At 42.2% G+C, this 13,335-nt stretch carries 8 protein-coding genes, 25 tRNA genes, 1 rRNA gene, 1 pseudogene and 1 riboswitch; of the genes and pseudogenes, 32 read left to right on the forward strand and 3 right to left on the reverse strand.

What is annotated here, in order from left to right; all coding sequences use genetic code 11:
• Positions 1-7: 7 nt before the first annotated feature.
• The 29 genes from rrf to BN1875_RS04820 all read left to right on the forward strand — a co-directional run bounded on the left by rrf (position 8) and on the right by BN1875_RS04820 (position 6,332).
• A 5S ribosomal RNA gene (gene rrf, locus BN1875_RS04680) occupies positions 8-123 on the forward strand.
• Between the two features lie 18 nt (positions 124-141).
• Positions 142-214 (forward strand) — tRNA-Val (locus BN1875_RS04685).
• Between the two features lie 3 nt (positions 215-217).
• Positions 218-290: transfer RNA gene (locus BN1875_RS04690), tRNA-Lys, on the forward strand.
• Between the two features lie 11 nt (positions 291-301).
• A tRNA-Leu gene (locus BN1875_RS04695) sits at positions 302-383 on the forward strand.
• 4 nt (positions 384-387) lie between these two features.
• Positions 388-460, forward strand: a tRNA-Thr gene (locus tag BN1875_RS04700).
• A gap of 9 nt (positions 461-469) precedes the next feature.
• Positions 470-541 (forward strand) — tRNA-Gly (locus BN1875_RS04705).
• A gap of 17 nt (positions 542-558) precedes the next feature.
• Positions 559-644, forward strand: a tRNA-Leu gene (locus BN1875_RS04710).
• 11 nt (positions 645-655) lie between these two features.
• Positions 656-729, forward strand: a tRNA-Arg gene (locus BN1875_RS04715).
• Between the two features lie 15 nt (positions 730-744).
• Positions 745-818: transfer RNA gene (locus tag BN1875_RS04720), tRNA-Pro, on the forward strand.
• Positions 819-832: 14 nt separating this feature from the next.
• Positions 833-905, forward strand: a tRNA-Ala gene (locus BN1875_RS04725).
• 33 nt (positions 906-938) lie between these two features.
• Positions 939-1,012 (forward strand) — tRNA-Met (locus tag BN1875_RS04730).
• Positions 1,013-1,030: 18 nt separating this feature from the next.
• Positions 1,031-1,104 (forward strand) — tRNA-Ile (locus BN1875_RS04735).
• A 21-nt stretch (positions 1,105-1,125) separates the two neighbouring features.
• Positions 1,126-1,215: transfer RNA gene (locus BN1875_RS04740), tRNA-Ser, on the forward strand.
• Between the two features lie 74 nt (positions 1,216-1,289).
• Positions 1,290-1,363 (forward strand) — tRNA-Met (locus BN1875_RS04745).
• A gap of 42 nt (positions 1,364-1,405) precedes the next feature.
• Positions 1,406-1,482: transfer RNA gene (locus tag BN1875_RS04750), tRNA-Asp, on the forward strand.
• A 1-nt stretch (position 1,483) separates the two neighbouring features.
• A tRNA-Gly gene (locus BN1875_RS04755) sits at positions 1,484-1,554 on the forward strand.
• 12 nt (positions 1,555-1,566) lie between these two features.
• Positions 1,567-1,640, forward strand: a tRNA-Ile gene (locus BN1875_RS04760).
• 32 nt (positions 1,641-1,672) lie between these two features.
• Positions 1,673-1,760 (forward strand) — tRNA-Ser (locus BN1875_RS04765).
• Between the two features lie 9 nt (positions 1,761-1,769).
• Positions 1,770-1,841, forward strand: a tRNA-Glu gene (locus BN1875_RS04770).
• Between the two features lie 12 nt (positions 1,842-1,853).
• A tRNA-Ser gene (locus tag BN1875_RS04775) sits at positions 1,854-1,943 on the forward strand.
• 74 nt (positions 1,944-2,017) lie between these two features.
• Positions 2,018-2,091: transfer RNA gene (locus BN1875_RS04780), tRNA-Met, on the forward strand.
• A gap of 41 nt (positions 2,092-2,132) precedes the next feature.
• Positions 2,133-2,206, forward strand: a tRNA-Asp gene (locus tag BN1875_RS04785).
• Between the two features lie 5 nt (positions 2,207-2,211).
• A tRNA-Phe gene (locus BN1875_RS04790) sits at positions 2,212-2,284 on the forward strand.
• Positions 2,285-2,298: 14 nt separating this feature from the next.
• Positions 2,299-2,369 (forward strand) — tRNA-Gly (locus BN1875_RS04795).
• A gap of 14 nt (positions 2,370-2,383) precedes the next feature.
• Positions 2,384-2,457 (forward strand) — tRNA-Ile (locus tag BN1875_RS04800).
• Positions 2,458-2,483: 26 nt separating this feature from the next.
• Positions 2,484-2,555, forward strand: a tRNA-Glu gene (locus BN1875_RS04805).
• A 102-nt stretch (positions 2,556-2,657) separates the two neighbouring features.
• Positions 2,658-2,736, forward strand: a riboswitch (SMK box riboswitch).
• Entirely contained in the window at positions 2,734-3,930 is a 1,197-nt protein-coding gene (gene metK / locus BN1875_RS04810) for a methionine adenosyltransferase (RefSeq protein ID WP_048603720.1), read from the forward strand. (Overlaps the previous riboswitch by 3 nt.)
• A gap of 129 nt (positions 3,931-4,059) precedes the next feature.
• The gene (locus BN1875_RS04815; protein ID WP_048603721.1) at positions 4,060-5,538 is read left to right on the forward strand and encodes an MDR family MFS transporter; all 1,479 of its coding nucleotides are present in this window, start codon (positions 4,060-4,062) and stop codon (positions 5,536-5,538) included.
• Positions 5,539-5,549: 11 nt separating this feature from the next.
• A complete protein-coding gene (locus tag BN1875_RS04820) occupies positions 5,550-6,332 on the forward strand; it encodes an alpha/beta hydrolase (protein WP_048603722.1) in 783 nt (260 codons plus the stop codon).
• 52 nt (positions 6,333-6,384) lie between these two features.
• On the opposite strand, the gene BN1875_RS04825 is transcribed toward BN1875_RS04820, so the two are convergent.
• From BN1875_RS04825 to BN1875_RS04835, 3 genes are read right to left on the reverse strand one after another with little or no spacing between them, the layout of a single operon-like run.
• Entirely contained in the window at positions 6,385-6,939 is a 555-nt protein-coding gene (locus BN1875_RS04825; protein WP_048603723.1) for a tRNA 5-(aminomethyl)-2-thiouridylate-methyltransferase MnmM, read from the reverse strand.
• Entirely contained in the window at positions 6,933-7,898 is a 966-nt protein-coding gene (locus BN1875_RS04830; protein ID WP_048603724.1) for a tRNA modification radical SAM protein MnmL/YtqA, read from the reverse strand. The genes BN1875_RS04825 and BN1875_RS04830 overlap by 7 nt, the downstream gene beginning before the upstream one ends.
• Positions 7,899-7,913: 15 nt before the next feature.
• On the reverse strand, positions 7,914-8,561 hold the full coding sequence (locus BN1875_RS04835; protein ID WP_048603725.1) for a phosphatase PAP2 family protein: 648 nt from the start codon (positions 8,559-8,561) through the stop codon (positions 7,914-7,916).
• 343 nt (positions 8,562-8,904) lie between these two features.
• Here BN1875_RS04835 and BN1875_RS04840 point away from each other — a divergent pair, with 343 nt between their 5' ends.
• The 3 genes and pseudogenes from BN1875_RS04840 to BN1875_RS04850 all read left to right on the forward strand — a co-directional run bounded on the left by BN1875_RS04840 (position 8,905) and on the right by BN1875_RS04850 (position 12,284).
• On the forward strand, positions 8,905-10,671 hold the full coding sequence (locus BN1875_RS04840; RefSeq protein ID WP_048603726.1) for a muramidase family protein: 1,767 nt from the start codon (positions 8,905-8,907) through the stop codon (positions 10,669-10,671).
• Between the two features lie 366 nt (positions 10,672-11,037).
• Positions 11,038-11,295: pseudogene (locus BN1875_RS04845) on the forward strand (replication initiator protein A); the annotation flags it as partial.
• A gap of 443 nt (positions 11,296-11,738) precedes the next feature.
• Entirely contained in the window at positions 11,739-12,284 is a 546-nt protein-coding gene (locus BN1875_RS04850) for a hypothetical protein (RefSeq protein WP_048603728.1), read from the forward strand.
• Positions 12,285-13,335: the final 1,051 nt, after the last annotated feature.

Here is a 13,335-nt window from a genome sequence, read left to right on the forward strand (position 1 = left end):
AAAATAGTGTGGTGGCGATAGCAGGAAGGATACACCTGTAACCATGCCGAACACAGAAGTTAAGCTTCTTAGCGCCGATTGTAGTGAGGGGTTGCCCCTTGTGAGAGTAGGACGTCGCCACGCGATTTTAAATAGTAACATGGAGGTTTAGCTCAGCTGGGAGAGCATCTGCCTTACAAGCAGAGGGTCAGCGGTTCGATCCCGTTAACCTCCATATGAGCCGTTAGCTCAGTTGGTAGAGCATCTGACTTTTAATCAGAGGGTCACAGGTTCGAGCCCTGTACGGCTCATTTTCGAATATGCGGGTGTGGCGGAATTGGCAGACGCACTAGATTTAGGATCTAGCGCCTAACGGCGTGGGGGTTCAAGTCCCTTCACCCGCATTAAGCCGGCTTAGCTCAGTTGGTAGAGCATCTGATTTGTAATCAGAGGGTCGAGGGTTCAAATCCTTTAGCCGGCATCGAGAGCTGCGGAAATAGCTCAGTGGTAGAGCACCACCTTGCCAAGGTGGGGGTCGCGGGTTCGAACCCCGTTTTCCGCTTTCGTGCCACAATACACGCCGGGGTGGCGGAACTGGCAGACGCACAGGACTTAAAATCCTGCGGTGAGTGATCACCGTACCGGTTCGATTCCGGTCCTCGGCATTGCATACATTGCGCCCATAGCTCAACTGGATAGAGTGTTTGACTACGGATCAAAAGGTTAGGGGTTCGACTCCTCTTGGGCGCGTTAATGAGTTAATAACGGGAAGTAGCTCAGCTTGGTAGAGCACTTGGTTTGGGACCAAGGGGTCGCAGGTTCGAATCCTGTCTTCCCGATAAAAAAGAAACACGGGGCCTTAGCTCAGCTGGGAGAGCGCCTGCTTTGCACGCAGGAGGTCAGCGGTTCGATCCCGCTAGGCTCCATATCGTTTGTATTAATAGCGATAAACTTATTTTCGCGGCGTAGCTCAGCTGGCTAGAGCGTCCGGTTCATACCCGGGAGGTCGGGGGTTCGATCCCCTCTGCCGCGATTGTTTTTTTAAGAGCCTGGACCTTTAGCTCAGTTGGTTAGAGCAGACGGCTCATAACCGTCCGGTCGTAGGTTCGAGTCCTACAAGGTCCATTAATGGCATTGTAGTCTTGTGGAGGATTACCCAAGTCCGGCTGAAGGGAACGGTCTTGAAAACCGTCAGGCGGGTAAAACCGTGCAAGGGTTCGAATCCCTTATCCTCCTTTTCTGATCTTTCTTGTGTTACTATGAAAGTATCGGCAATTCGTAAGCGAAAGCAAACGAAATAATATTATTATCGCGGGATGGAGCAGTCTGGTAGCTCGTCGGGCTCATAACCCGAAGGTCGTAGGTTCAAATCCTGCTCCCGCAATTCTAACAAGATTTTCTTGTTAGCTTAATAAAAACATATTCTGGTTTGGTAGTTCAGTTGGTTAGAATGCCTGCCTGTCACGCAGGAGGTCGCGGGTTCGAGTCCCGTCCAGACCGCCATGCGGGTGTAGTTTAGTGGTAAAACCACAGCCTTCCAAGCTGTTGTCGCGAGTTCGATTCTCGTCACCCGCTTGTTTTTATTAAGGGCCTATAGCTCAGCTGGTTAGAGCGCACGCCTGATAAGCGTGAGGTCGATGGTTCGAGTCCATTTAGGCCCATTTAAAATCAGAATAACTCATTTTTGGTTTTTGGGGAAGTACTCAAGTGGCTGAAGAGGCGCCCCTGCTAAGGGTGTAGGTCGGGAAACCGGCGCGAGGGTTCAAATCCCTCCTTCTCCGTTTTAGCATGGTCCGTTGGTCAAGCGGTTAAGACACCGCCCTTTCACGGCGGTAACACGGGTTCGATTCCCGTACGGATCATTACTATTTTTTGGAGGATTACCCAAGTTCGGCTGAAGGGAACGGTCTTGAAAACCGTCAGGCGGGTAAAACCGTGCAAGGGTTCGAATCCCTTATCCTCCTTTTCTGATCTTTCTTGTGTTACTATGAAAGTATCGGTCATTCGCAAACGTATGTGAGCGAAATAATACTATTATCGCGGGATGGAGCAGTCTGGTAGCTCGTCGGGCTCATAACCCGAAGGTCGTAGGTTCAAATCCTGCTCCCGCAATTCTAGCAAGATATTTTTGCTAGCGTAATAAAAACGTATTTGGTTTGGTAGTTCAGCTGGTTAGAATGCCTGCCTGTCACGCAGGAGGTCGCGGGTTCGAGTCCCGTCCAGACCGTTTTTGGCTCGGTAGCTCAGTTGGTAGAGCAATGGATTGAAGCTCCATGTGTCGGCAGTTCGATTCTGTCCCGCGCCATTAATAGCTTGTTTGCGGGTGTAGTTTAGTGGTAAAACCACAGCCTTCCAAGCTGTTGTCGCGAGTTCGATTCTCGTCACCCGCTTTTGTTTTTATTATGGGCCTATAGCTCAGCTGGTTAGAGCGCACGCCTGATAAGCGTGAGGTCGATGGTTCGAGTCCATTTAGGCCCATTATTAGTAATAAAATATTTTTTATTGGTCCGTTGGTCAAGCGGTTAAGACACCGCCCTTTCACGGCGGTAACACGGGTTCGATTCCCGTACGGATCATGCACTTAAAGATACTGATTGGTATCTTTTTTTATTTACCCAAATTTCTTGGGAAACTTTCTATTAAAACGAGCAAATCGGGGAAAAATCTGCTATACTTGCTTACGTTGCAAGTTCCCGAAAGGATTCGTCTGTACGAAGATGCCTTGTAACCGATAATTTATTAGGGGGAATCACCATGTTAGAAAGAGAAAGACATTTATTTACTTCGGAATCAGTTTCAGAAGGACATCCGGATAAAGTTGCGGATCAAATCAGTGATGCAATTTTGGATGCATTATTGGAAAAAGATCCAATGGCCCGTGTTGCCTGTGAAACGTCTGTTACGACTGGTTTAGTTTTGGTTTTTGGCGAAATTTCAACGTCTGCGTATGTGGATATTCAAAAAATCGTGCGAAAAACAATCAAAGATATTGGCTATACCCGAGCAAAATTCGGCTTTGATGGAGATACAGTAGCCGTTCTGGTGGCAATTGATGAACAATCACCGGATATTGCACAAGGGGTAGATACAGCAATGGAAGCCCGGGAAGAAAAAAAGGATCTGTTAGATGAAATCGGAGCAGGTGACCAAGGATTGATGTTTGGGTTTGCGGTGGACGAAACACCGGAATTAATGCCATTACCGATTGCATTGAGTCACCGTTTAGTTCGTCGTTTGGCAGAGTTGCGTAAATCAAAGGAATTGCCTTATTTGCGGCCTGATGCAAAATCACAAGTCACCGTTGAATACAACGATCAAGAAGAGCCTGAGCGCATTGATACCGTGGTTATCAGTACACAGCATGATGCAGCAGTGGCTAATGAAACGATTCATCGGGATGTCATTGAAAAAGTAATCAAAGAAGTGATACCTGCTGAATTATTAGATGATAAAACGAAATATTATATCAATCCTACTGGACGTTTTGTAATTGGCGGACCACAAGGAGATGCTGGTTTGACTGGTCGTAAGATCATCGTTGATACGTATGGCGGTTATGCACGTCATGGAGGCGGTGCTTTTTCTGGAAAAGATGCCACGAAAGTCGATCGTTCAGCAAGCTACGCTGCTCGCTATATTGCCAAAAATATTGTTGCGGCCAAACTGGCGAAAAAAGTTGAAGTTCAATTAGCCTATGCAATTGGAGTGGCTCAACCAGTGTCGATTTCCATTAATACGTTTGGCACGAGTCAGGTAGCAGAAGAAAAATTGATTGAAGCAGTGCGGAAGAATTTTGATTTACGTCCTGCTGGAATCATTGAAATGCTGGATTTGCGTCGTCCAATTTACCGACAAACGGCAGCATACGGACATTTTGGTCGTACAGATATCGATTTGCCATGGGAACACACGGATAAAGTGGACGCCTTACTGGCAAGTGTGAAGGACTAACGAGGCGACCTCTATTGACAAACGTCGATAGAGGTCCTTTTTTTATGGATCAAAAACAGTTGATTCATTCAAGGTATTCAGCGGAGCGTGGGAAAGAAGGCAACTGGATTTTTTGAAAGGAGACAAAGAATGGAGAAAAAAACAAATGTGACATTGGTAACGGTGGCGGTTTTTGTTGCGACTTTTATGACAGCTATTGAGGGAACGATTGTAACGACTGCAATGCCGACGATTGTTGGTTCCTTGCATGGGATTGAAATTATGAACTGGGTTTTTTCAATTTATTTATTAACGAATGCCATGTTGACACCCATCTATGGGAAGCTGGCAGATAAAATAGGTCGTCGTCCGATTTTTATTTTTGGCACCCTGCTGTTTATCATTGGTTCTGCTTTATGCGGATTTTCCAATGATATGTTGACCTTGATCATTTCTCGTGGGATTCAGGGAATGGGAGCCGGGGCAATGATGCCGGTGGCCTTAACGATCATTGCCGATATGTATACGATGGAGAGACGGGCAAAAATATTAGGGTTAAATAGTACAGCTTGGGGAATTGCCAGCGTGGTGGGTCCTTTGGCTGGTGGATTGATTGTTGATACGATTGGCTGGCATTGGATTTTTTTCATCAATGTACCGATCGGGTTAGTACTGATTGGAATGATCTGGTTTTATTTGGTGGAGCCAAAGCACAAGGTTCAGGCAAAAAAAATGGATGTCGCTGGCAGTTTTTGTTTGATGGTCGTGTTGTTGACCTTACTTCTAGCTTTCCAACTATTGAGTGATCACGGGGAAACGTGGTTGGTGGCGGGTTTATTCTTGCTTTCTATTGTAAGTTTGGGCTTATTTTTAGTTGTCGAAAAAAAAGCCGAAGATCCGGTAATTTCTTTGTCATTGTTTAAGAGTCATTTATTTATAGTGGTCAATAGTGTGGCAGCGTTGGTCAGCGGATTTTTGATGGGAATTGATGTCTACATTCCCATGTGGATGCAAGGCGTCCTGGGATTGAACGCCGGCATTGGTGGACTTGTACTGGCTCCTTTATCATTGCTGTGGTTGGTGGGCTCCTTTTTAGCTAGTCGCTGGATGACACGTTACTCCATCAAAAAAACGCTATTGTTTGGGCTGACCATCACTTTAATCGGTGCGATTTGGCAATTTTTGATTCCAATAGATAGCAGCTGGCTTTGGTTCTTTGGAATTTCTTCTATAATAGGGATTGGTCTTGGAGCAACAACAGTTACTTGTACGGTTAGTGCTCAAAGTAGTGTTTCTCATGAAATGCTGGGTGTTGCTACCTCCTTCAACACGTTGGTACGAACGATTGGTCAGACAATCATGGTTTCCGTTTTTGGTATTTTACTGAATACGATTTCTACTAATGAATTACAGCAAACCCAGCTTTCCACTGATCCGGATATTATGAATAAATTGGTCAATCCACAAACGGCAAAATTATTGTCGGAAGATTTGCTGCAACCGTTACGAAAGATTTTATACGATGGTTTGCATGGGGTTTTCGGTACGGGACTGCTGCTGGTAGTTCTTGCCTTTGTTTTGACTATTCTTGTGAAGGAAAAATCTGTTACAATAGAACAAAAAGGATAAGGTGATGGGAAATGGCCTTTTTACAAGTTAGTATTTATTCAAATGTTTTGGAAATGGAAGTTGGATTAAACGTAATTTTACCTCAACGAACAGAGAAAATGATTGGCACCAGTACGGAGGGCAACCTTGAAGATCTGCCGGTATTGTATTTGCTGCACGGTATGGGGGGCAATCAGAGTGTGTGGGGGCGGCGGACGTCTATCGAGCGCTATGTTGAAAATCTTGGATTGGCGGTCATCATGCCTTCAACAGATTTGGCTTGGTACACGAACACGCAATATGGAATGGATTATTGGACGTTTATTGCTGATGAACTACCGGCGATTTGCCATGAGCTATTTCCTCAGCTTACATGGAAAAGAGCCAAAACTTTTGCGGCGGGATTGTCGATGGGGGGATATGGTGCAGTCAAATTAGGGTTGAAAAGACCACACCAATTTGCCGCCATTGCCTCTCTTTCTGGAGCAGTTGCTTTGGCAGAGGAACCGGAAAGTTTATTAAGCACTCGCAACAAAGCGTATTGGGAAGGGGTTTTTGGCCCGTTGGATCAATTAAAGGGTTCAGAAAATGATCCGATACAAATGTTGGTGGATTGTCCCGCTGAAGAGGCGCCAAAATTCTTTTTAGCTTGTGGAACAGAGGACTTTTTGTATACTTCCAATCAATATTTTGTCAAGCAAGCACGAGGCAAAGGTTTGGATGTTACCTATGAAGAAGGTCCCGGTGAACACAACTGGATTTTTTGGGACCAATGGATCCAACGGGTCTTGACTTGGCTGCCGTTAGAAAATTAATTCTGTTTGTTACTAAAGAAGAGCCGACAAATCTGCTAGATTTGTCAGCTCTTTATTTTTTTTCGATACAAAAAAGAATCGGTGGTTGATTTTTTTGATTGATAAATTGATAACGTAAAACAGAGTAGTCTTCTTGAGGCAACTGCTGACAATACTCGTCAACCGCTGTCAGTTCCTCTTGTCCTCCAGCATGTCCGTAATAAGCAACGATAATCAGTCGACCATGAGGCAGTAAGAACCGCAGCAGTTGGTCAAAGGCTGATTTGGTGGTATCTGGTAGGGTGATGACTGACTTGTCGCTGTTTGGCAAATAGCCAAGATTAAAAATAGCGGCCTTGATGGGGGCGGTAAGGTATTTTTCTACATGCTGATGGCCGTCTAAAATCAATTCTGTTTGGGAAGTCAACTGGTTGTCAGCCAGCTTTTTTTTCGTTGCAATCACAGCTGCTTCTTGAATATCAAAAGCATAAACTTTTCCAGTTTCCCCCACCAGTTGGGCTAGAAAAAGGGTGTCATTGCCGTTGCCCATGGTGGCGTCTACTGCGTAATCCCCGGGCTGTAGAATTTCTTTTACTAATTGGTGACTAAAACGCAAGGCGCTTAACATGAAAGGACACCCTTTCTGACATCAAACTTACCTTGGAAGGAATCCCGCCGCAGCATTTCTTGATCGATGGCATTGAGAACTTCCCATTTTTTCAAGCTCCACATCGGACCAATCAACGAATCCCACGGTGCATCTCCAGTCAGTCGATGGATGATAATTTCTGGAGGAATCATTTCCAATTGATCACAAATGACCTGCACATAGTTTTCTCGTGTCATTAATTGTAAGCGACCTTCGTGGTAATCCCGCAGCATTCGAGTGTTGCGCATCAGGTGAAGTAGGTGCAGTTTAATTCCTTGAATGTCAGAATCTAAAATCGTTCGGCGAACATTTTCCAGCATCATTTCCGAAGTTTCCCCGGGCAAGCCATTGATTAGATGGGTACAGACACGAATATTGTGGGCACGTAATTTTGCCACGCCATTTACATAAGTATCATAGTCGTGGGCGCGATTGATTGAACGGCTGGTACTTTCGAAAGTTGTCTGCAAACCGAGCTCCACCCACAGATACAGCCGTTGATTTAATTCGGCTAAATACTCCACGACTTCTTCCGGCAAACAATCTGGACGCGTACCGACGGATAAGCCAACAACGCCCGGAAGATTGACCACTTGCTCAAACCGTTCACGAATCACTTCAATGGGAGCATGGGTATTGGTAAAATTTTGAAAATAGACAATGTATTGATCGACGTGCGGCCATTTTAAGTGCATCATGTCGATTTCTTTTTGAAATTGAAGGGGCAAGGGATCTTCCGGCGCAACAATCATATCTCCAGAACCGGAGACACTGCAAAAGGTACAGCCGCCATGAGCGACCGTTCCATCACGGTTGGGGCAATCAAACCCGCCGTCGATCGGCACCTTGAAAATTTTCCCGCCAAATTCCTGACGCAATGCGTAATTCCAAGAATGGTAACGTTTGTTTGGATCTTCTGTATAACTAAATGCTGACATGGTTGTCCTTCTTTCTCAGCGTTTTTTCTTAAAGGTTAAAATGACGCGGAATTTTTGGTACAGGGGATAGGTCAGAAAAAGCCAGCCCAGCCCAAGTGAATAGCCACCGATGATGTCACTAGGAAAATGAACCCCTAAATAGATGCGGCTGATCCCGATAGCCAAGATTATGAAACCTAAGAAGATGCGGGCGATCCAGCGGGCCGTTGTGCTAGTGAAAAGAGTAGGAACGAGAAAAATCAATGTACCGAATAAGACCATACTGCCGGTGGAGTGTCCGCTGGGAAAACTGTAGCTGTGTTCCGTGACCAAATGCAGCAACGTTGGACGTTCCCGAGTGAAAACCAATTTGATTAAAGGATTGAGAATTCCGGCGATTCCTAAGACACCGATTCCCAGCCACGCAGTTTCAGCGTAGCGTTTGCCGATGGCGAGAACAATCAGAAAAGCCAAAGTTAAAATGATTACGGTGCTGGGATTACCAAATTTAGTGATCCAGAGATAAAAATCATTCCAATGAGGATAGGGGCTGCGAACCAGATCTGTTAAGACTGAATCGAATCCTGATACCCATTGAGGATAAAATTTAACGACATAGCCTAAAAAAACGAAGAGCAGGAGAAAACAACTGCCGATAAATTGCGTATATACTTTATTTTTCATAGAGGACTCCTTTGATGAGAATGAGCTTATTATAGCATTGCTTTTCCCGACATAAAAGCGGGGGAAAGGAAACTTGTTGCTAGGGAAAAAGAAGGGGTACTAAAATCTCCTGCTTTTTTGTCATGAAATTGCAATAATCTTCCTTTTGTTAAATAACCGTTTTTTTCAGTGGTTCAGATAAAAAGCTGAAAATCACCCGTTTTCTTTTCAAAAGATAACGAAAAAAACGGAAGGTTACAGGCACTTTACAATTTACCAGAATGACCTTAAAAATCTTTTAATAAACCTTAAGAAACGGTATACTTAAACTAATAATACGAAATTTTTTTGGAGGAGTGACACAATGGAAAATATCTCAAGAAAAGAGCGGCGGAAAGCGGAACAAACAAGCGATATGTATCGCCACATGAAAAAAAGTGCAGCAATCGTAGGTACGACCCTGACAGCTTGTTCTGTTGTGACACCTTTTATGAGTCCGCTGCAAGCTGAGGCGACAGGAACGACAACAAACGCACAAATGGCAACCCGTAGTAATCCAAGTGCGTTCATTACAGAAATCGCTGCTCATGCACAACCAATTGCCAATGCGAATGATTTGTACGCTTCGGTGATGATTGCGCAGGCTATCATTGAAAGTGGTTGGGGAACCAGCACGTTATCACAAGCACCGAATTATAATCTGTTTGGAATCAAAGGCAGTTATAACGGCAACACAGTCTATATGAATACAATGGAATATTTAAATGGAAAATGGGTTACTATGAAGGAACCTTTCCGAAAATATCCTTCTTTTAAAGAATCTTTTGCTGATAATGCCTATACTTTGCGTAATGTTTATCTAGGCGGTGGCTATTACTATCGTGGTGCGTGGAAGAGCAATACTAAATCTTACCGGGATGCAACGGCATGGCTGACCGGACGATACGCAACTGCTCCTCACTATGCAAGCTCATTAAATAGTGTGATTGAAACGTATAATTTGACTCGATTTGATACACCAGCTAGCGGCAGTGCCGGGGGTGGTTCAAGTGCCGGTTCCAGCAATTCTGGTAATTCAGGTTCCTCCAGCTCTTCTGGTTCGTCAAGCAGTAACAATTCCAGCAGTTCAACGACCTATACGGTAAAATCTGGTGATTCAGTGTGGTTAATTGCTAATAAATACGGTATTACTATGAATCAATTGATTCAATGGAACAATATCAAGAACAACTTTATCTATCCAGGACAACGGTTAGTGGTGAAAAACGGTGGTTCTAGCAGTTCAAATACCGGCACAGGTTCTAGCAATTCTGGTTCTTCCAGTTCGTCAGGTGCATCAAACAGCAACAATTCCAGCAGTTCAACGACCTATACGGTAAAATCTGGTGATTCAGTGTGGTTGATTGCTAATAAATACGGTATTACTATGAATCAATTGATTCAATGGAACAATATCAAGAACAACTTTATCTATCCAGGGCAACGGCTAGTGGTGAAAAATGGCGGTTCCAGCAGTTCAAATACTGGCACGGGTTCTAGCAATTCCGGTTCTTCCAGTTCGTCAGGTGCGTCAAATAGCAACAATTCCAGCAGTTCGACGTCTTATACGGTGAAATCCGGTGATTCAGTGTGGTTAATCGCCAATAAACACGGCATTACTATGAATCAATTAATTCAATGGAACAATATCAAGAACAACTTTATCTATCCAGGGCAACGACTAGTAGTGAAAAACGGTGGAACCAACAATTCCAGTACAACTACGGGTTCTAGCAGTTCAAGTTCATCCAGTTCCTCCGCCAGCTCCAGTGCTTCAACCGGCGGAACTTATACGGTGAAATCTGGCGATTCCGTCTGGTCGATTGCCAATAAACACGGCATTTCGATGGATCAATTCCGTCAATGGAACAATATCAAAAATGACTTCGTTTATCCGGGGCAAAAAGTAACCGTTAAAAAAGGGGCCACTGCCTCTGCTGCCAGCACGTCCGGTAGCACCTACAAAGTCAAAAGCGGCGACAGTCTATGGACGATTGCACAAAAATACCGATTGACCATCAATCAGCTAAAAAGTTTGAATCAACTGTCTTCCGATACGATTCTGATTGGACAGACATTAAAGGTAAAATAAGTGTCTAGAATTTAGTTAGAGCCAGAAAATTCAATAACATCAATGGTTTGAGAGAGTAGAAGAAAATTCTACTCTCTCTTTTTATCTTAATAGAGATTTATATTGATATTAATCAGCGAATGTCCAGAGTGGTTGGTTGTAGAGGTTCGATTCCTCACTTTTGTATTGAGTTAAATGAATAACTCAGATTCTTTGCTATAAATTTCCCTCAGTATAGTTCCCGCCAATTTAACTATGCTGAAACCGCAGATATTCAAATGACTTTCATTGGAGAATATGGGTTCGACTCCCATTATCTGCTTTAAAAATAAAATGTTTTTCGAGACTTCTTGGCGGGAGTTTTCTTAAGGTGAAAGGGAAATCAATATGGCAGATATTACGATTAACCAACTTGCAACTCAAAATTTTTATCAAATTCCCCAAATATTTATGACACGAACTGAGAGAGAAAGAAACAGTGAAGGAAAGGTCTTACGGAAAATCAGATACACAAGCGATTACACAAAATTATCGACTGATGCAAAACTTGCTTATGGTGCTTTGTACAGTCGATGTCAATTGTTTATACATTCCTATCAACAGGGGAAAAAAGACTATATAGATGAAAGAGGCTCAGTCTTCCTATAAGTGATCAAGTTCTAATTTCTTTTTAAATTGATGTTCTTTAACATAATTTCAACCCGGATAAAAGCCACCTTATATCGATTATTGTCAATTTACAAAGGTTGGGAATAGAAAGTACACTCTTAAAATTAGGAAAATAGAAAGTTGATGCCTTGAAAGATTGATAAGTAAAAATAGTAATTACAATTTAAAAGAAAACACTTTTATGGTAAAATTATACTGAAAAAGTAAAAAAATACATTAATTGGCCGATTATGTAAAAAATGGTAGGAGGAATAGTTTATGAAAATATTAAATACGGCATGATTAGATACGATTAATGGTGTTTATGATATTTAACGGAATGCACTTGGTTTCCCCAAAAATAGTAGAAATATTTATTACGGTCATTAAAAATAAAGTTTGTTTTGAGAAAATAAAAAAATAGAAAGAGTGAATTAGTTATGAAAGATTTGACTAAAAAAATTATGATTGCTAGTATGAGTTTGATGAGCGTTTTAGCCCTTGTTTCTCCTGGAGCTGTTTATGCAGCAGAAGTAGTGAAAGATAGTTCAAAGATATCCGATGTTCAAGAGGTTAATAATTTTGAAAACGGAAATATAGCAGAATTAGAATCAGGGGTATCCGTTGAAATAGATGAAGATAGCGGAATTATTGTAACGAAACATGAAGGAATGGAGCGAGCAAATGTTTCTAAATGGGGAGCCTGGACATACACGAACATTGCTGTAACTACGGGTGTAGCTGCTAACGCTATTAACGCAGCTTTTTATGCAGGTTTAGGGGCTTCAGTTGCAATGTTTGGAATACCTGGATGGGCTATTGGGGGATTATTAACAGGAGCTAGTTGGACTAATCTCGGTTCTTCTCCAGGTAGAGCAGTTGCGAAAAAGTGGGATACAAGTGGGAATGGTTGGATTGGATTTTATATGAGTAAAGGGTACGATGGTGCTGGAAGGCACGTAGCTACACGATATAAAACCAAGTAAATATTGAAAGTTAGAGTGATTAGAATGTATACAAAGTGGAAAAAATATACTGAATATCATCCTTACCTTAGTGTCCTTATAGTTGCTATAGTGGCTAGTTTAATTGGAATTACAGTAGAATATCTGATAAATAGAAATTTTGTAACTGGAGGATTTTGGGTGACTTTGATTCTTGTTGTAGGACAGTTGTTGATAATAAAAAAAAGAAAAAAAAGATAATTTATATGCGATAATAAAGTCTAGATAATGATCCGATATGAATGATTCATGCCAATTCTTGTTGTTATACTACTGCTTTTTATTTTTAAGAAAAAATTGAAAAAGTGTATAAGCGGCTTGAATTTAATGGCATATAACAAAAGTGCGGTAAATTAAGTAGCTCAAGTTTTAGCGACGGTAGCAGGTGCGGAACTTGGCTTTGCAGGTGTAATTACCACCTGTATGAGTAAGGCAAATTCGATCGTTTGGAAATACGCAAGAAAGCGGGTGTTCTTTTTTATTTAATCGAAGTTCTGGATATCACTAAAAAAGAAATAAACGCGTATGCGTAATCTAGCAAAGAAGGAGATTCAATGAACTGATGACTATTTATGATAGAAATCGTATTAATGATGACTTCAAACTATGTTCCCTCAAAACCCTTGAGTTGAATCGTTAACTTTGTTGGTGTAATGTTAACGGGATTATTTCTATTATTACCCTCGGTACAAGGATAAATTTTCTACTATTCTGTTTTCGGTTTAATTTTTTTGTTAGCGTTTATTACCAGTTTTAGAACCACCAGTGAGTTAAGCAGAAGAAAAGTAATAATAGGAGCATTTTTTGGCTGGCAGTGATATACTTTCTCCAGCCTGAGAAAGCTCTTTGGCTGAATATAATAGAGAGCTGTAAGTATTTATAGGCTAGGTGAGAAAAGTATTCATGATAAAGAAGATTTTTACAAATCAAAAGTTTGTAGTAGTCGCTTGTAAGAAAATTCGATCTGTGTATAGCAAAGCTGCGAAAGTTTTAATCGTTTTGATAGAGATATTGATGCTACTAGTTATTAATA

The organism is Enterococcus massiliensis, from assembly GCF_001050095.1.
In the GTDB taxonomy this organism is placed as follows: Bacteria; Bacillota; Bacilli; order Lactobacillales; family Enterococcaceae; genus Enterococcus_C; species Enterococcus_C songbeiensis.

Coding starts and splice junctions, on each gene's coding strand:
- metK (WP_048603720.1), top strand. CDS start 2,734: ATGTTAGAAAGAGAAAGACATTTATTTACTTCGGAATCAGTTTCAGAA.
- BN1875_RS04815 (WP_048603721.1), top strand. CDS start 4,060: ATGGAGAAAAAAACAAATGTGACATTGGTAACGGTGGCGGTTTTTGTT.
- BN1875_RS04820 (WP_048603722.1), top strand. CDS start 5,550: ATGGCCTTTTTACAAGTTAGTATTTATTCAAATGTTTTGGAAATGGAA.
- BN1875_RS04825 (WP_048603723.1), bottom strand. CDS start 6,939: ATGTTAAGCGCCTTGCGTTTTAGTCACCAATTAGTAAAAGAAATTCTA.
- BN1875_RS04830 (WP_048603724.1), bottom strand. CDS start 7,898: ATGTCAGCATTTAGTTATACAGAAGATCCAAACAAACGTTACCATTCT.
- BN1875_RS04835 (WP_048603725.1), bottom strand. CDS start 8,561: ATGAAAAATAAAGTATATACGCAATTTATCGGCAGTTGTTTTCTCCTG.
- BN1875_RS04840 (WP_048603726.1), top strand. CDS start 8,905: ATGGAAAATATCTCAAGAAAAGAGCGGCGGAAAGCGGAACAAACAAGC.
- BN1875_RS04850 (WP_048603728.1), top strand. CDS start 11,739: ATGAAAGATTTGACTAAAAAAATTATGATTGCTAGTATGAGTTTGATG.